The 18,266-nt window shown below is 35.0% G+C and carries 17 protein-coding genes; 10 read left to right on the forward strand and 7 right to left on the reverse strand.

The annotated features are described in order from the left end of the window. Positions 1-170: 170 nt before the first annotated feature. The 3 genes from I6U49_RS08460 to I6U49_RS08470 are packed head-to-tail and all read right to left on the reverse strand — an operon-like array spanning position 171 to position 2,344. Positions 171-911, reverse strand: a complete 741-nt coding sequence (locus I6U49_RS08460) for a DUF1963 domain-containing protein (RefSeq protein WP_198628335.1) — start codon at positions 909-911, stop codon at positions 171-173. A 24-nt stretch (positions 912-935) separates the two neighbouring features. Next, complete coding sequence (locus tag I6U49_RS08465) at positions 936-1,841, reverse strand: DUF6892 domain-containing protein (protein ID WP_198628336.1); 906 nt, start codon at positions 1,839-1,841, stop codon at positions 936-938. A gap of 59 nt (positions 1,842-1,900) precedes the next feature. After that, positions 1,901-2,344 carry an SMI1/KNR4 family protein gene (locus I6U49_RS08470; RefSeq protein ID WP_198628337.1) on the reverse strand — a complete coding sequence of 148 codons (444 nt, stop codon included), beginning with the start codon at positions 2,342-2,344 and terminating at the stop codon, positions 1,901-1,903. 191 nt (positions 2,345-2,535) lie between these two features. Here I6U49_RS08470 and I6U49_RS08475 point away from each other — a divergent pair, with 191 nt between their 5' ends. The 9 genes from I6U49_RS08475 to I6U49_RS17195 all read left to right on the forward strand — a co-directional run bounded on the left by I6U49_RS08475 (position 2,536) and on the right by I6U49_RS17195 (position 14,212). Beyond that, positions 2,536-2,886 carry a hypothetical protein gene (locus tag I6U49_RS08475; protein WP_198628338.1) on the forward strand — a complete coding sequence of 117 codons (351 nt, stop codon included), beginning with the start codon at positions 2,536-2,538 and terminating at the stop codon, positions 2,884-2,886. A 2-nt stretch (positions 2,887-2,888) separates the two neighbouring features. Further along, positions 2,889-3,746, forward strand: a complete 858-nt coding sequence (locus I6U49_RS08480; protein WP_198628339.1) for a hypothetical protein — start codon at positions 2,889-2,891, stop codon at positions 3,744-3,746. Next, entirely contained in the window at positions 3,747-4,883 is a 1,137-nt protein-coding gene (locus I6U49_RS08485) for an adenylosuccinate synthetase (RefSeq protein ID WP_198628340.1), read from the forward strand. Positions 4,884-4,987: 104 nt separating this feature from the next. Further along, positions 4,988-6,034, forward strand: coding sequence for an SMI1/KNR4 family protein (locus tag I6U49_RS08490; protein WP_232804675.1), 1,047 nt, complete (start codon positions 4,988-4,990; stop codon positions 6,032-6,034). Between the two features lie 55 nt (positions 6,035-6,089). Then, entirely contained in the window at positions 6,090-8,576 is a 2,487-nt protein-coding gene (locus I6U49_RS08495) for a hypothetical protein (protein WP_198628341.1), read from the forward strand. 4 nt (positions 8,577-8,580) lie between these two features. Beyond that, complete coding sequence (locus I6U49_RS08500; RefSeq protein ID WP_198628342.1) at positions 8,581-9,240, forward strand: DUF1266 domain-containing protein; 660 nt, start codon at positions 8,581-8,583, stop codon at positions 9,238-9,240. Further along, positions 9,237-11,492: a tetratricopeptide repeat protein gene (locus I6U49_RS08505; RefSeq protein ID WP_198628343.1), complete on the forward strand. Its 2,256-nt coding sequence runs from the start codon at positions 9,237-9,239 to the stop codon at positions 11,490-11,492. The genes I6U49_RS08500 and I6U49_RS08505 overlap by 4 nt, the downstream gene beginning before the upstream one ends. Positions 11,493-11,600: 108 nt before the next feature. Further along, a complete protein-coding gene (locus I6U49_RS08510) occupies positions 11,601-13,568 on the forward strand; it encodes a tetratricopeptide repeat-containing sensor histidine kinase (RefSeq protein ID WP_198628344.1) in 1,968 nt (655 codons plus the stop codon). A 5-nt stretch (positions 13,569-13,573) separates the two neighbouring features. After that, positions 13,574-14,212: a response regulator transcription factor gene (locus I6U49_RS17195; protein ID WP_193710645.1), complete on the forward strand. Its 639-nt coding sequence runs from the start codon at positions 13,574-13,576 to the stop codon at positions 14,210-14,212. A 231-nt stretch (positions 14,213-14,443) separates the two neighbouring features. Here I6U49_RS17195 and I6U49_RS08520 read toward each other — a convergent pair whose 3' ends face one another. Next, positions 14,444-15,451 (reverse strand): hypothetical protein, encoded by a 1,008-nt coding sequence (locus tag I6U49_RS08520; RefSeq protein ID WP_198628345.1) that lies wholly within the window; start codon positions 15,449-15,451, stop codon positions 14,444-14,446. 151 nt (positions 15,452-15,602) lie between these two features. Here I6U49_RS08520 and I6U49_RS08525 point away from each other — a divergent pair, with 151 nt between their 5' ends. Continuing rightward, a complete protein-coding gene (locus I6U49_RS08525; RefSeq protein ID WP_198628346.1) occupies positions 15,603-15,998 on the forward strand; it encodes a hypothetical protein in 396 nt (131 codons plus the stop codon). A gap of 179 nt (positions 15,999-16,177) precedes the next feature. Here I6U49_RS08525 and tssD read toward each other — a convergent pair whose 3' ends face one another. The 3 genes from tssD to I6U49_RS08540 form a co-directional block, all read right to left on the reverse strand. Continuing rightward, complete coding sequence (tssD, locus tag I6U49_RS08530; RefSeq protein WP_198628347.1) at positions 16,178-16,582, reverse strand: type VI secretion system tube protein TssD; 405 nt, start codon at positions 16,580-16,582, stop codon at positions 16,178-16,180. Positions 16,583-16,682: 100 nt separating this feature from the next. Next, the gene (locus I6U49_RS08535; RefSeq protein WP_198628348.1) at positions 16,683-17,372 is read right to left on the reverse strand and encodes a hypothetical protein; all 690 of its coding nucleotides are present in this window, start codon (positions 17,370-17,372) and stop codon (positions 16,683-16,685) included. 167 nt (positions 17,373-17,539) lie between these two features. Further along, positions 17,540-18,265, reverse strand: a complete 726-nt coding sequence (locus I6U49_RS08540; RefSeq protein WP_198628349.1) for a WG repeat-containing protein — start codon at positions 18,263-18,265, stop codon at positions 17,540-17,542. Between the last annotated feature and the right edge of the window lies 1 nt (position 18,266).

Below are 18,266 nucleotides of genomic sequence, written 5' to 3' on the forward strand. Positions count from 1 at the left end.
TAATACCCCAAGGTAGTTTACTGGATAATAGAGATTTAATGTTGCGGGACCTGTAGGTGATTTACCTTTACTCCAGAAATTAGTTTATAGTGCTGTTATATTGAGGTTTTAGATCTAAATTTTTAATGGTTTAAACACAAGAATTTAGTAAACCTAAGAAGCATTTTTCATTAACCGGCATTGGATTTTACATTAGAGAAGTCACATTTTTCCAGTCTACTTTTTTCAATAAATAGCATTAGGAAACCCCGATTGTTCCAATTCAGCCCAAAGCCAGAATTTGAGCGTAAGGTTAATAGCGATATCCAATCATCGCTTTCTCTAGGATCTTCATTTAAAACATTATAAAAGGGATAGCCAAGTAAATAGCTTTGATATCTTTTGTCTGTTTGATCTGAAACTTTATCGCATACGTAAGCTAATTGTCTTTTGTTTAAGCCTTTTTCCTTATATAATTCAGGTTTAAACGGAATGTCAACTTCTGGTTTAAATACAACATCTAAAAAGTATTTATCAGGAAAATTAGGATTGTTGTATGGTTCTAAGTTTTCATCGATATCAAATAAAAAGACTTTTGCATAATCCTTATCTGTCCAGGACATATTATTTTCGTCATCATAAGCTATAAATATACTTAGCATTCCTTTTTTGGGAAGTAGCGTGTTTGCTGTGGGTATTTCACTTAGGTTAAATTGTGCTATAAACCTATAGTCACCATATTGATGTTTGGGCCATTTAAAGTTTTTGGGTACATCGGGATCACCTCCATATTTACTTAAGCCTTTTTGATCAAAGACATTTGCTTGTGTAATTTGTATGGCTGGAAGCATAATAGATTTTAAGTAGTCCTCTTTTTTATGTAAATCGTATTTTCCTTCTTTAATAATTTCCTCTAATCTGTTAATATCCATAGTGTATTTATTATTTGCCTACTGTTACAACCACTCTGTATCAATCCCCATTTCTATAAAATCATCGTAAACCTGGTCTTTAGCATAACATAATGTTGCTTTTTTTAGGTTTGGGAAGTGTTTGGCGTCTGCGCTAGATTCGATATCCCAATATTCTACGGCTCCGCCGGAAAATGGAGCTAAATTCATATAAATATCATTTCCGCCATCCTGATAGATTTCTGTAATTTCGGCAGCAAGGCGTTTAGGGATTGGTAAATCTTTAAAATACTGTACTACTTCTGCAATGGGCTCGTAAGCTTCTTTGTCTATATCAATCTCCCGTTTTTGATACCAATCTGCAAATTCATATAAATCAAATACAGGTTTTAGTAAATTTTTAGTATACATTAACTCTTCTACCACCGATAATTTGAATCCAAAATCAGTAAAATTGATTGTTTCTTCCTCGAGTGATTTAATTAGGTACTTATCTTTGGGAATGTCTTCCCCACGTTTGTAGGGGACATAAGTGCTAACTTCTATGGCTTTAACCTGGTCTTTCTCTATAGAAAACCAGGCGCTTAGGTTATTTAATACTAAAGCTCCTGAAGAATCTCCTTTAAAAAGCTTTACACGCGCATCTTCATGCTCTTTATAATACTTGGTAATCTCCTTATTTTCGAAATAAAAAGTTCCGGAGAAAATCTTATTTGGGCTAAAATTATAATCTTCAGCTTCCAGTACAATTGTTATGGAATCTATAAGTTTTCCATTTTTTGAATAGGCTAAGATTCCTAATTCATCCCAGGTGAATACGGTATTGTGTTTTAATTGATGTACGCTATAGTTAGTACTTAGAGATTTTTCCAAAGTGTCTAGCAACAAAGGGAATGCAATAGGAACCGAATTGATTTCAAAATTATTTGAAGATAATTGTATTGTTGTCATAGATAGGTTTTAGAGAGTTAATTATTTTAGGTATTATACTCTTTGGCGGTACCGATAGATTATAAAGGTTTTCTGGTTTTATAGAAATCGGCAAAAGAGCCTGAAATTTTTGTTACTTCCCCACCATCGTGATAATACGCCCAAACTGAAAAACTACAATCAGGATCCAGATATAAATAATCTCCATTTTCGGTTCCTATTACAAATCCTTTGGCCACACGTTCTAATTTTACCCTACCAAACCTTAGTGAAGGCGCATAAGCTATTTCTCCAACTTCCTCCTGAATGTGTGTATATAATTTTAAGCATTCATAATTGGCAGCCTCACCAACTCCTTTCATTTCCCATCTTTCTAAAAGCGCTGCTTTCCCAAACATATTCCAGGTGCGTTTATCCCAACGGCCGTTATTTTTTATCTGGCATCCATCAGGGTTTTCATTTAGGAATTTAAGGTATGTAACCGGCAATTCGCGGTTGAAAGTAGTATTCATTTCAAGTTTCATGAGTAATAGTTTTGCTGATGATTATACAATTACAAAGGTGAAAGCTTCTTTTTAGAGGTCGCTAACTGTTTTCAGGGATATTGTGTTCTAGAAGGGATGAGGTTTATTTTTATGAAGTAAGATTAAAAATCACCCTTTTCGGGGATTAATGACATTATTTCTCAGGTTAATTTTGTGATAAACAAAATTTTATGGAAGATAACACCAAAAATGCAGCTTTTTTAGACTCATTAAAGCGCAATAATGATAAGATAAGAGACGACCGGGCCAATGCTATTGCAGAAGATGCGCATCTTATGTACAAACGAGAAACAGAAGATCTGGCCTTGTCTTTAAAGCGTCTAAAACGCGAACAGGAGAATATGTTAGATATGAGTCCTACCGACGCCAATAGTTTGGTGCTGGCTTCAGATTTTGATGCAAAAAACTATGTCTCTAAAGACCTGGAAATGGCAGTTAAAATAAGAAATCTGGAAATAAAATTAGAATTGGCCAAAAAGCGCTATGCGTATTTATTTGGGAGTAAAATAGAAGAACTATAATTATGGGAGGAGGAAGATTTAGTCACGAGGCGTATTCACGCTTAAGAGACTCAAAAGGATATAGTAATAAATCACGGGAAGAAATATTTACGGCAAGAGCTATAGATCCTGAAATGGATCCTGCTAAGGCACTTTTACGGGAATCCAGGGATTCAGCAGAGCATCCTGAGTCTGTTTCAATAATTGTGGGACTGGATGTTACGGGAAGCATGGGTTTTGTGCCAGAGCATATTGTTAAAGAGGCTTTGCCAGACCTTATAGGTTCTTTAATGGAAGCAGGCATAGAACATCCGCAGGTATTATTTATGGGATTAGGAGATTTTGTATATGACACCGCACCTTTGCAAGTGGGGCAGTTTGAGTCTTCAGCAGAATTATTAGATCGTTGGTTAACCCGTGTCTACCTTGAAGGTGGTGGAGGCGGAAATAATCAGGAAGGTTATAATTTGGCACATTTGTTTGCTGCAAGGCATACCGAAATTGATTGTTGGGAAAAACGAAAACAAAAGGGCTTTTTGTTTACAATAGGAGACGAGCCTGTTTTTCCTACTATTCCCGGAGAAATTATAAGAAAATACACCTGTACTAATGAAGCTGAAAGCCTTACTACCGAAGCTATTATTAAAGAGGCGCAGGAGAAATACCATGTTTTTCATATGCATTTAGAGCATAATGATTGGTCTAAAAAACCGGGCCGTAAAGGAAACTGGAAGGAATTGCTGGGAGAGAATTTTATTGAAATTCCAGACTATAAAAAAGTCGCAAAACGAATTGCCGAAGTTGTGATACAACATCATAAGCCTACCTCGGGGAATACTAACTCAGGTAGTACTGATACCGAAGTTGAAAATATGTTATAAATGCCAAAATGTAGCATTGTAATAGATTTAGGGTTTGGTGATGCCGGAAAAGGTTTAACTACAGATTTTCTGGCATCCCAACAACCTAAAGAAAGTCTGGTTGTTCGTTTTTCTGGTGGGCACCAAATAGGGCATACGGTAAGTACCGGTGCTTTTACACATACCTTTAGTAATTTTGGTTCAGGTACCTTGTTGGGCGTTCCTACCTATTATTCAGAACATACCACTTTGTTTCCTCCGGCAATTCTTCAGGAAGGAGGGTTTTTAAAAAAATATCATCCAAAATTAAAGTTTCATCCGCTGGCAATGCTAACCAGTATCTATGATATTGCTTTTAATAGGGCTGTTGAAAAGCAGCAGCATCACGGTTCTTGCGGATTGGGTTTTGGAACCACTATAGCCAGAAACAAAGAGGATGTCTATTTTTTCGCAAACGATTTGCAGTTTCCCTGGGTAATAAAACAACGTTTAAATAGCATAAAAACCTATTACGAGCAAAAATTGCTTAGTCAGCCTAAAAGTGTGCAGGAGTATTATAGGAATGAGCTTAAAACCTATAATGAAAATTATTATGTTGAAAGTTGTTTAGCGATAAGTCATTTTTATGAAATAGTTCCACTGGATAAGTTGGCCGATAGTTACGGACACTTTATTTTTGAAGGTAGCCAGGGGGTTTTACTAGATACCCAGCACGGTTTTCATCCACATACTACCTGGAGCAATACCACTTCCAAAAATGCTATTCAGCTTATAAAGGCACAATTAAAAGAGGTTTTAAACCTGGATGTTTATTACGTGACTCGTTGTTATCAAACCCGGCACGGTAATGGTCCAATGGCTGAAACAAAAAAGGTTTCCTTACAGAATAATGAGCAGGAAGCGAATGAGACCAATGAGTTTCAGGGTGAGTTTCGTACCAGGGCTTTAGATATTTCTTTGCTTAATTATGCTTTAAGCTGCGACGAAATTTATCATCAGGATATGAATATTAGTAAAAACTTGATGATTACCTGCCTTGACCAGCTTCCGGAATTTTGTGCTGAAGATTTAGTGGGAAAACTTACCCAAAATTTTAAAACCGTTTATGGAAGTTACGGTCCCGGTAGAACATTTGTCAGGGAAATTTCTGCTAAATAAAAAGAGGGCCTTCTGTAATTTTTAAAATCACCCCATTCAGGGATAAACCTCCTATAATTCCCGGGTATCTTAGTATGCCGTAAAAATGAACTAAAAAGATAAATATGATAAGCTATAGAGAAGATTTACACGAAATGAAATGGGATGATTTTAATTTCAAATCTATCCAGGTAAACACGCTGCCATTGCTTGAAGATCCAGACCATTACAATAACGGCTTTATTTTTAAAGATGCGCTTTTAGAAGCGGTTGAAAAAATATCGGGGAAGAAAGTTTTTAAATTATTGTTTATAAGTCCGGATAATATAACCAGTACAAAATTCTATGCTATTGCTTTTTTGGAAGGCAAGTTTATCTTAACCGCCGAAATAGAAAATACAAGCCATTTTTATTCATGGTTTAGCAGCATAGAGCGAGATAAAAAAGGCACTAAAAAGTTGAAATCTGAGATATATTCGTTCGGGAAAAACCTGTACAGTAGTCAGCCAGCCTCAAATTTCAAAGAAGGATATTTTTATAAAGATACCGGTGCGTTTATAGCTGATTTTATTCCTAATGAATTTATAGCCGAAAAACTGGCAAAAGAGAAAGCCGATTTCCTGGCAGATTTTATTCAATTAGATGCCAAAATTGATTTTGAAGAAGTTAAACAAATCTTTGAAGCTTTGATAGCTGAAAAGGAATTAAGAATTATTCCTCCAAAAAACAACGAGGCCATTTATGCAGAATTTGAGCAAGAAGCAGGTTTCCCTTTTCCTGCCATGATAAAAGACTATTTGAGCTTGCATAATGGAGTTGAAAATGCGGCCATTATGGGAGCTGAAAAAATTTTAAAAGAATGGAAGGATTGGAAAACAGTCTATGATGATTGGACGCAGGAAGAATTGTTGGATACTTACAGTACAAACCAGGGCAAAGCTTTGCTAATGTACACTACTCCATACTGGATTCCGTTTTTTGATTTACAGAATGGTAATTTTTTAGCTTTTGATTTTGCTCCCAATACAAAAGGGACTCCCGGTCAAATAATACGCTATGGTGCCGACCAGGAAATTGGTTATATCCAGGCCGATGATTTAGCTACTTTTCTAAAAAGCCTAATGGGTGATGAAGGTGAAATTCGGGATGAAGAGTGGTTTTATAAACCTTAATCTACAAACCACCCATAGAACAGATTAGAAAATAATTGAAGATTCCCCCCGACTTATGTCTACGATTTTTAAAACGAAAATAGTACCAAATTTAAATACAGCCTCTTTAGAAGCTTCTGAAGCACTATCGCTAATTCATATTTTGGAATTAATGAATGCAACAGATAATGAAGCTTATAAAGTTGCAAAAATTACTGGCAATGCGCAAAATATAACTAGTAATTTTAGCCAAAGACTTACAGAGCAAATCTACTATCATCCTACTATTTATGCAGATGAAAAAGAAGGTTTGGAATTTATAGCCTCCTGGCTTCCAATTTTAGAACAGGGCTGTTTTCCCGATAAAAAAAGTGCAGATAAATTAGTTGAGTTTCTAAAGTTTAGCCTGGGGTATTTTCAATCTCAAGCAATAGCCGATACTTATAAAAATCAAATTTTTAAGGTCTTAAAAGCTTTGGTTCAAAGTGAATCTGAAGCTTCACTTCCTGTAGCTCGTTTTCTAATTCAAAACGTATTTGATATAAGAGATTATTTGAGTTCTGATTTTCTAATTCAAAATTGCCTTAAACATACTATTTTATGCGGAAGCTATACAGTTGTTTCTCCAACAAAGGAAATAACCTCATTTCCATTTAAAATTAACCATGATTTTATTGAGCATTTTTATGAAGGGGATTGGTACCAATTAATTACAATAATACATCAAATATTACCTGTTGGACGCGTATATGCCCCCGGCGCATATCATGTTTTGTTAGCTTGGTTTAGTACCGATTTGGCCAAATTCTATGCAGATAATTTAGAGTTAGCTTTTGCTGCACATAGTGCCATAAAAGAACGCTTAATATTTGGTGAAGCAGAAAGTCTCGAACTACTTAATTTAAAAACAGCAGAAGGTGTCTATCCCTTAATCACAGCATTGGGAGCTAAAAAGTGGGATGCCGGTGATGTGCTTCTCTTTAACAATCGCGATAAAGCTATTCCGCAAGTACAGGTAGACGCCTGTTATTTACGGCTTATAGATTGGCTATCTGCCAATGGTGGAGGTAATTTTAATTCAGAAGCATTTCAGGAGTATGGCAAACATATTTTAAGCGATAATAACATTGCTGCACTTCCCGTTGATTCTATTGCATTTTGGTTTGAAAAATGCCACTCGAAATCAGGGAATTCAAGTCAGGTTGAATTTTACAATAACTTGTTTTCAGGCTTTCTTTCTGAATTTAAAAATGGCAAATTGCCGGTAATGCGTCTTAAAAATGAAGCCTTTCAAGTAACCGGCGAATATGTAATAAAGGAGGTATTTAAAAATTTAAACAATATAGGTCCATGGTTGGAAAGTTTTAAAAGCACTGGATTAAAAGACCCTCTAAATCAATTTATAGTTCTTTCATATTATGATGCACGTACTTCATTGTTAGATTTATACAGTGAAGAAAGTCGGCAGGTTTTGCACACCTACTTGTTAGACCTGGCTTACTCTTCAAGAAATGCATCAGAGAACATCAGGAAAGAAGGCTTAGCCTTAATTGTAAATATATTAGCAAGCTTGTGGGGTACTCCCGCTAATTATACTAGAGTTAATGAAATTTGGGCTTTAAAAAGTATAGATAGTAGTGTTACTAAGCTTTGTAACGATTTTGCAAAAGAACAATATCTTAACGAAAAGCGTTCGCTAAGCTTAAAACTTATTCAAGCGTGGTATAATTTTTTGGGTGACTATTATTACAGCGCGACAACAGAAGCTGTATGGGTTGGTGAAATGTTACAAACGCAAGGTATACGCTCGGCCAATTATTTTAATACTGTTCAAGATGATATGTCTTTCTTTTTAGACCGTACAGTTTCCCGGCTATTTCATTTTCATAAAAAGTGTAAAAGCAGTAATAATACCAATGACGTCTTAAGCCTTATTGCGACACAAATTGAAACCTATCTTTCTGATTTTCTTCAGGAACTAAATGAAAATAAACTGGCTAAGCCCACCGTAAAATACCTTTCTGATTATAGTAAGAATAAAGTTTTTGGCTTCAGTACTAATACAGATTTATTGAATGCGATTATTGAATTTTATGATTTTCATTTTAAGCAAGAACCAATAATAGAATCCAAGATAGTTGTAGAGCAATCAAAACCTGCAGAAACTACGATTAACGAAGTTAATATAGATAAAAATTATGTAGAGACAGTGCTTAATAATTTAGAAAACTATAAAACTACGGGCTCATGTGATACACAACTTCTTGCTGTATTAGATGAAAGAGTATCAGAATTAAAAACCTGGTATAAACAAGATGATACAGGTTTAGAAGCTCGATTTAATCAGGTACTTTATATGGCTTTGCTCGATAAAGATCTGGCGCCGGGAACAACATTGGAGACCTATGGTAATCTTTGTAGAAGTTTATTTGTAGAGCTGGTAAAGGGGTCTAAAATGGCAGGCTCTTATGCCCTTGGTTTAAAAACCATGGCAAATTCTGGAGCATATCCAGAACACTTAAAAACTGCTTTATTGCAGGTTATGGAAGATTTAAACGCATAGAAGAATGATACAAGAAATAAGTCCCGAAATACAAGACCAGCTAAACTTATCTGCTTTGATTTTAAAGAAGAATTATAATAGTGCCGATTTAACAAGTTGGTTTGGTTTTAACCTGAATGACGAGATGCATGTAAAGCAAGCTAAAAGACTTTTAAACCTTTATGGCATTAAATCTGGTTTGCACTTACGCAATAGCTTACAACGTTATGAAAATGGGGAAATGGCATCTATGGCTTTTGAAAAATTGGCGGCAGAATTCCGCAGTGACACAACAGATACTTTTAAAGTAAAATACGATGCTTTAGATCATCCCGGGATTAAAAGTACCTATAAAATAGTCTGGAAATACCGTTTCAGTTTAAAAGAGCATAAACTTATTGGTTATGAAATGGCTTATTACATTTTTTTAATGCGGTTGGGAGGTGTTCTTGGGTTTATCACTATAGAAGAAATTATGCTTCGGTTGGAAGATGCAAATACTCGTTTGAAAACACTTTTTTCCAGTTGGGGAGAATTTCATCGTAACGTATGTATTGGCGATGAATATGTGTTGGGATCTACAGAGCAGGATATCAGTAAATTTCCCGGAACAAAAACACTGTGGGAGCATTATCAGCGTCTACATATACAACATGCCAATTGGTTTAAAGAATGGAAAAAATGAGTTTAAGAAAAGAAGAAGTTATACAGCATATTGAGCGTGCAGAACAGCTTTATAAGGCCAATCTCTATAAGCATTTAACACCTCATATTTCTGCAGTTCAGGAGAATTTTGAAGCATTGGATAGTGCCACAGAATATGCGCGATATTACCGGGTTGTAATGTTATATATTGCTGCTTTTGAAGAAATAAATATGCCTGTTATGCAATCGTACTTAGAGGCTCTGGAAGCTATAAATGAAATACAGGCGTCAGATTATGAAGTGATTTGCAGTTGCTACCACCAATGTCCCGATGCTGTTTACGAAAAAGCATTAATGCAATACCCTTATAACGAAACTTTGCATTTACATTATGCATTAAAGCTACAAAATGAAAAAAGATTCTTAGAAGCAATAGGCATTCTTAAGTATATATTAGAATGTTATCCTGCCACTACCGAGGCAAGACTTTTACTGTGGGAGATTGAAACAGCCTATTTAGAAGAATTATGTTGTTCAACTGAAGAAGCAGACTGTTATGAATTACTGGACTTAGCATCTGCCACACATAATTTAGAAGTTTTAAAAGGCCTGGAGTTAGACGAGCGTTTAGATGAAGCAAGCAAAAGCTTAATCTACATACAAATTGTTTTATGGGAAAAGAGATCTGTAGAGATATTGGAATACTGGAAGACAGAATGGAAATTGCTGGAATTATCTGATAGAGCTCGTTATTTATTGGCAGATTATGCCAGGGCATTTATGATGTATGATATGGTTTCCCAAATTTTAAGAGCACCATCTAAACCAGAATTTCCTACAGACGAGTTTACCTCTTTTCAGGAATATAAAGAATATATGAAGGCTGTTTCCAATTCGGGTTGGCAACTGGCGCAGCATCATTATTTATTAGTGGGGAATTCAGCCTATTTTCATACCGGAGATAGAAAGGTCCTTAATATTTGTGTTGAGCAGGGGCTAGCGCTAAATCCTAAAAATCCTTTGTTATTAGTTTTAAAAGCCAAATCGTTCTATTTAGAAGAAAATTATAACCAGACCGCAGCAGCGTATCACGAAGCCTATAGAAACGGACTCGCTATGAGCGAATACTTGTTTTATTTATTAGAAGTAAATAATAGGATACAGAGTTGGCAGGGTATTTTAGACATTGTAACCCAGTTTCATAAAAGAAAATCGCCAACGCTTAAAACCATGTTTTTTAAAGCCCGGGCTTTAGTGATGTTGCAAGAGTTTGATGCCGCGCTTGAAGTTATAAATGAAGCCCTGCAAGACTTTCCCTTACCAGCGCATTCTTATGCTCCCTGGCTTTATAATTTACGAATGCTTATTCATAAACGGAACCATAACTATAAGGCATTTCTAGAAGATATGCATGAAGAAATTAATTACTATAAAATAGGGGATAGTGATTATTGTAGTACCATGAATATGTGTGTAGAAACCATTTTTGAAATGGGCGATTATGAAGAATGTTACAAATTCGCAATCTATAATTACGAGCAGGAACAATTATCACCAGAGCTGTATCCAGTGCTCCAGTGGTTGTGTTTTTATGATTTTTTAATTGAAAAGCCAGATGATTTAAACGATGTTACTGAAAACGATTTAATTGAAGAGCCTACCACATTTATCGATTACAGGAATAATGGATTATTACATTGGATTATGGGAAATCATGATGCAGCAACAGCATCATTAGAGCTTGCCGCCGGCCTGGCAACCAATAAAGCCTACTATCTTAAACTGGCCTTAACCTGTTCAAAAGAAGCTTTTCATAATTCTAAAAGTATAAGGCTTTGCGAAACTATAAAAAAAGAGCTCCCAGAATCTCAAGAATGGAAAATAGACTTTGATTATGCTAATTTATTGAGAGAAGAAAAACAATATAAAGCGGCATTACATTCGTTTAAGCAGGTGTTACAAGGTTATCCAGATCATTCTTTTTTTCAATTTCCAAAAGAAGACAATCATGTTATGCTAAGAAGCTTAAAAGAATGTGCAAAGGAGTTAGGTGATATTCACGGGTTCACCAAATATAATGCGATGCTTTTAAGCAAGGATAATCCGTCTATAAATTTATTAAAGGAACATCAGGAAATAACAAACGAGAAAGACAAACAAGATATTTTTGTAAGACATAATTTATTAGAAAGCTTGTTTCAATTGGGTACAGATATGAGTAAAGCCGAAAGTGAAGAGTTAATCCAAATTAAAACAAAAATAAGAACCAATTATTTCGCTGAAAGATGTTAGTTTTACTCGATAATCGAGATTTAATGTTTCAAGGCCTGCCCCAAAATCAAAAAAGAATTCCATTTAATGCCTTGTTGGCTTGCCCCGAAGTAATTTACTGGTTTTAAAATGATACCGCTTAAAAAGTATACAAGCTTATTTTTATTTCTATTCTTAGGAATATGTAATGTTAGCCTAGCTCAAACACCAGAAAGTACGCCACTTTTAGATTCGCTTTCTAATGTATATGCAGAAAATTTATATACAAACCCGGAAGTCGCGAAAAAAGCAGCCCAGGAATGGTTGTCAAAAAGTGAGGCTTTAGATAAGAAAATCCATATAGTTAGGGCACACTATGCTTTGGGCAACCTAGGCAACATTTCGGGAGATTATAAAAGTGCTGTAGACCAGGCTGCAAAGGCCATTAATTTACTTAAAGAGCTTAAAATAGAAAATGGTCTGGCAGCCGCTTATAATGTATTAGCGCTAGGGTATAAGAACCTTGGGGATTATCCCAAAGCAATGGATGGTTTTATGCAATGCTTAGCTTATGCAAAAAAAATAGGCGGAAAGAACCAGGAAGCAAATGCCTATCAAAATATTGCCACACTTTATGTGCTACAAAAAAAATACAATAAGGCTGCTGAAAATTTAGATCGTGCCGCTAACTTATATCGGGAATTAAAAGATGACGACGGTGTACTCACTACCTTATTTAATTTTGCTAATATTTTAAAAGAACAAGGCAAGTTTGATCAGGCTCGTAAACACTACCAAACAGTTTTAAACTATAGAAAGAGAGAGGGGAACAAGGCCGTGATAGCTTATATAAATATTAACCTGTCACAGATGTTAGTTGAAGAAGAGCGTTGTGAAGAAGCAGTGGTTTCCTTAAAAAGAACATTATCGCTGTTAAAAGAACTAAAATTCAATTCTGATATAGCGATCGTATTAAATGATCTGGGCTTATGTGAAAGTGAATTAGGTAATAACAAAGAAGCAATAACCTATTTTGAGCAAGCCCTTGCCATAGGGGAAGAACAGTCTTTATTAACTTACAATTCTAATATATATATAAATCTTTCCCAGCTATATCAAGATCAGGGCGACTATAAAAATTCTTTAAAATATTACCAAAAAGGAGTAGATACCAAATCTAAACAAAACTCACTTGATAAAGAAAAGTATGTCGCAAATCTCCAGGAACGTTACGAAACCCAGTTAAAGGAGACGCGAATAGCATTGTTGGAGAAAGAACAAAAGTTGGGGGAGGCAGAACTGCAAAAAGCAGAGCTTACTGTTAAACGGCAGGGAATTGTAAGAAATGCGTTTATTGCGGGTTTTATATTGGTTTTAATATCTTTAATTATACTGCGGCTTTTTTACCTGCAGCGGCTTAAAGCTCAGAAAGAATTGAGTGAGCAACAGGAAGAAAATGCAAAGCAAAAGATTAACCAGATGATGAAAGACCATAAATTATCTGTAATAGAACGTTACCAGGAAGGACAGGACGAAGAAAGAGCACGTTTAGCCCGGGAGATACACGACGGAATTGGAAGTGACCTGGCCGGAATAAAAATTGCCTTTGAACACTACATAGAAACTCAACCAGAAAAACCACAAAGTAAAAGAATATTGAATGCTATTGGTAATGCTTGTATAGATATACGTGCGCTTTCCCATCAATTACATCCCTTAGCTTTTTCAAAAATAGGTTTTAGTAGTTTTCTTAGGGATTTTATAGATAAAATTTCTAAAAGTGCAAATATTGATATTCAAACTTTTTTCTTTCCGGAAGAAGATATTGATCGGTTACCGGAGGAGCTCCTTGCCGAAGCTTATAGAATTGTACAGGAATTAGTAAATAACATTCTAAAACATTCCCTTGCCACCCAGGCCGAAGTACAACTTACCAGGCATGAAAATCACTTAAATATTGTTATTAACGATAATGGACAGGGATTTCAGGAGAAGAAAAAACAAGGAATAGGATTACGAAATATAAAGGACCGCTTGCATAAGCTACAAGGTACCATAGAGATAGACAGCAGTGCAAGTAGTGGTACTTCAATTATGATAGATATTCCCTTAAATTAAAAACTGTGAAGAAAGTAAACATCATTATAGCAGACGATCATTTAATGTTTCTGGAAGGTATAAATACCATATTTAAGGATATGCCCGAAATAGGAGAGGTTCATTTAGCCACCGAGGGGAAACAGGTACTTAGACTGCTCAATCAATTTGAGGTTCATTTAATTATAAGCGATATTAGTATGCCAAAAATGGATGGTATAGAATTGCTTACGGAAATTAAAAAGAAACATAGTGCTATCAAAATTATCATCTTAAGCATGTTGGATAATCATAGAACGGTGCATAAGGTGATTCAAAAAGGAGCAGATGGTTTTGTGCCAAAATTTACAAGTAAAGAAGAATTGCAGAAAGCTGTACGTACTGTATTAAATGATGAACAGTACTTCTCTGATATTATAAAACAACGATATATGGAAAGTGTTTTTGAGCGTAAGAAGTATAAAAACATAGAGCTCTCACCACGCGAGAAGGAAGTGTTGGCACTTTTAGGGGAAGAGCTTACCTCAAAAGAAATTTCGGAAAAGCTATTTATTTCTGTGAATACCGTAGAAACTCATCGTAAGAATATTCTTTTAAAAACCGACTCTAAAACCACTACAGGGGCAGTGAAATATGCCATAGAATCTGGGTTGTTTGATACCTAATTTGGCTTGTGTCCAAGATCGAGTTTTAATTTTAAAGGCCTTCCGGGGTAACTTTTATGATCATAGCTCTTTAACTGCTTCAGGGCCCCTACCTAAAAAAAATAGGTTTTTACTGGCACCGCCAAAGGGTATAATATCCCAGGGCCTGCCTCGAAATTAAAAATTTGTTTTCAACGAAGCCGTGTGGGATTGCCCCGAGGTAGTTTACGAAGCCTTGCTGCTTATCTTAAGTTAATTTGTTTGTTGATATATAGCATTAATTCCTTCTGCTTCTATAGCATTTTTTATCTGATTAAACTCTTCCTCGTAAGATGTCGTATCATTCTGGTCTGTTATCATCTCTCCCCGGTATATGTGTCGGGTATCTAAATCAAAATACAGGATGTATAAACCTTTCTGTGGGTTTTGGTATTTTCCTTCACCATCATTCTTTATACGTTTATCATCAAGGTATTGTACCCAGGCCGCTTTAGAAAGGGAAGATTTGTCTAAATATATTTTTCTGTAATTACTAATTTTAAAATAAGGGAATGCTTCGCGTATGTTTGTTCCTATTTTTTCTTCAATCTTTGTTTGTAAGGATGGGAAACCCTGTATTTTTTTTGATAATAGAAAATCTTTGATTTGCCAGGTATTTGTATGGGTTTCAAGTGGTATTTCTATGAAACCTTCTGGATATTGAGGAGTTTTAATTAGTAAATGCTGACTATATAAACTGTTCAATTCGTTGTAAGACTGGTTTAATCTTTCCATAAATTTAGGGATCAAATTGTCCAGTACTTGGGGAGTTAGGTCTTCTTTAAAAATTATTTCAATGCTTTCAATTTTGAAGTTAACATCCAGCCCGCTACTTTGAAAATCATTTCTAATCGCTTGTTTTGTTTCATAGATATTTATAGACTCTTTATAAAGATCATTAAAGGTAAGCTTTTCGGAGCCATACAGAGGCAAAGTATCATTTACTAATATGTTTTTCGCATTAATATGCGTGTAGAATTCAATTTCGGGTATTTTTTTATTGTAGATATGTACACTAAACATATTAGGATTCATCGTAGCAGCGTTAAAAAAGCGATTTAAATTTTTAAAATCTAATTCATCTTTATACTCTCTTTGTAAATATGTTTCGATATTTTTTGCAGCTTTATTTTTAGAGATACCACCAAACAATCTGGCGCAGCTACTAAAACCAATTACAATTACGCCAAGTAGTATTCCAAAGTATATCATTTGTTTCATAGTTATCATCTTGATTAAACTAAATTATAAGAATGTTGCAAAAACGGCCTCACGGAATTCCGTGAGTTTTCACTTTCATTAAAAGAAGTCAGTGTTTATAGAGGGGTACAGGGTATTTTTGAAGCATTAATTATAACTAAAGATATTTATAATGGGACTACAAGAAAAAAAAGCAGCTAAAGCAATTGAAGATCAATATTTAGGAGACTACCAAAAGGAAATAAATGAGACGGTAGGTAAAGAATTACCTGTTAATATTAACTGGGATACTTTTGAGCTAGACTTTATAAAGTTTGTGCCAAGTGTTTGTTTACAGCGTCTTACCGATGCACTAAAGGAGGTTTGTGAAGACGATATGGGTAAGGAAGCTATACAGGAGAGTATCTCGTCTATTGAGGTGTATTGTATACCTAACGAAGGTGCAGAAGATAAAAAAGAATTAAAAATAGAAGATGAGGTATTTTCTCTTACAGCTTGTTGGGGCGGCCACCACAGCGGATATTTCTCTGATCTTGTAATACGTGAATTCCTGGAGAATAATCTATAAAATAACCTGGCAGAATCAGGCTATTATAAAAAAAGGAAAGCTCTAACAGCTTTCCTTTTTTTATTGGCACCGCCAAAGGATATAATACCTTGAGGTTTGCCTGGAAAATATAAGTTTATGTCCAACAAATATCTCGTGGGCTTACCTCAAGGTAGTTTATTTTAATGTTTAGTGTAAAATTAATTTATAGGTACATTATTTAGCTCTACACCTCTTAAAGAAGCCGAGAAGTATACGCCTTGTTGGGAGTATGGATTATTTTCCATAAAAGATTGATTAAAACTAGTTACAGAAGAATTTTGAAAATTAAGGCTTAATTCGGGTTTGTCCTGATGCTTAAAGAATACCTGAATAGAGCCGGCCCATTCACCTTCCTGGTTGGCTACCCAGTTTAAGAGGAACTCATCTATTTTGGAGTTTATAGATCCAGATAAGTAAACTTCGGTTGTTTTTTCAGCATCTTTTCCATAATTATGAGAAGTAGAAAAGTTATAATCAAGTTGGCTCAACTCAAATTTTTTTATGCTATTCTCGTCTCTTTTTAAGATAATTTCTATTCGGTCTATAATATTGTTTTGTTGCATAGTATATACTTTTTTACTCGATAATCGAGGTTTGTTAAGATAGTTATCGTGACCCCGAGGCTGGCCTCGAGTTAATTTACTTTTTAATTATCGGAAGAATTTATAGGTTTTTCTCTATTTGATTTTGTAGCTGGGCGGTGTCTGGAAAGCTTTTTAGTGCTTTAGAAATATCAATGGTAATTGAAAGCATATTTTCTTGTAATAGCACGTTGTTTTCTGAACCCAACTTAAAATTAAGCGAGGAAATTGATTCAGAAAAAGCTTCGTTGGCCATTTTATCTTTGGCAATGTTGGAGAGGGTTTCTTTTAATAAACCCAACACTTTAGAAGCATAAAATTTTTCAAGATCTGTTGGAGTTTCTTTGTAAGAATATGCTATAGAAACTTCTTTCCCTAAAGAATCGTTTAGTGCCAGTTCTAAGGCCTTAATGTTTTTCTTAAGCTGAAGTAGGCTAGGTATTTCGCTTTTATCTGGGCTAAAAGGAATTCTACCGTCAGAGAAAAGATAGGCATATTTATCGATGTTACTCACAGAGATCGTAGAAATAGAATGAGATGCTATGTATTGAAAATGAGCTTTATGGTCGTACATATCAGCTAACAATATCACTTTCTTTTCTGTACAATGATTTACAAAAAAGCCGGAGGCACTACCGGAATGGGTGCTAATACTTACCTGTGGCATTTGGGGCTTTTCTTGTTTCCTTTCTTTATTTGCTATTTCCTGTAGTATTTTTACAACCTGATCTGTATCTAAAGCAGGTAATTCTAACATTGTTTTAAAATCCATGTTTATCTTTTTAAAAAGTGTAACAAAGATGCTTAAACCCGGAAGAGATTTTGTACCTGTTTTCCGTGATATTTTAGCTAAAAAAAGTCTTAGGGATATTTTGAGATTCTAAGGCTTTTTTGATTGGTAAACAAGTTATTAGTAGGCTGTTAAGCCAATGTTTATTGCTACGGTTGTGATGTTGATTCTATTTTGTTTCCTTCTTTATTAATTTCAAACCATTCGTCACTTTCCACTCTTTTATGGTCATCTAAGTCGTAATATGCTTTTACGTTATAAGTGACTTCGGCTTTTCCATTTTCAAACCATTTGGCAAACTCATATTCACAGGGAATTACCACCTGGCCATATTTATTTGCGTATCCCATTTTACCATTTCTAAGAACTCTCGTTAAGCCTTCATTAAAGGGTTCGGGGCCATTGTCGAACATAACAAGGTCAAACAAAACATTTTGGTTCCTGTCTATAGCAATCTGCCGCCCATAGGTAGTATCGTTAGGATGTTCTAAAACATTGGCGTAAAATTCCAATGTATCAGTTCCGTAATATGCATATTTCCCAAATGGAATGATGGTATCATTGTTCTCATTTACATATGCTACGCTTACACCAAACTGTAAATATTCCTGATTTGTTACTGCTCTTAGCTTAGTAGTAGAAACTGTATCAGATATAGGTCTATCATAATATTTGTGATTGGTAACTTCTTTTTTAATGTGGTTTTTACACGAAAAGGCCACTGAAACAGTAAAAACCAGTATTATTATTTGTCTTTTTTTTATTAGCACCGCCAAAGGGTACAATAGCCCCAGGTTTGCTTCTAAATTAAAGATTTGTTTCCAACGAATGCCTCGTGGGCTTGTCCCGAGGCAGTTTACTTTTCTAAATAGCATG

This window comes from Salegentibacter maritimus, assembly GCF_016236915.1.
In the GTDB taxonomy this organism is placed as follows: domain Bacteria; phylum Bacteroidota; class Bacteroidia; order Flavobacteriales; family Flavobacteriaceae; genus Salegentibacter; species Salegentibacter maritimus.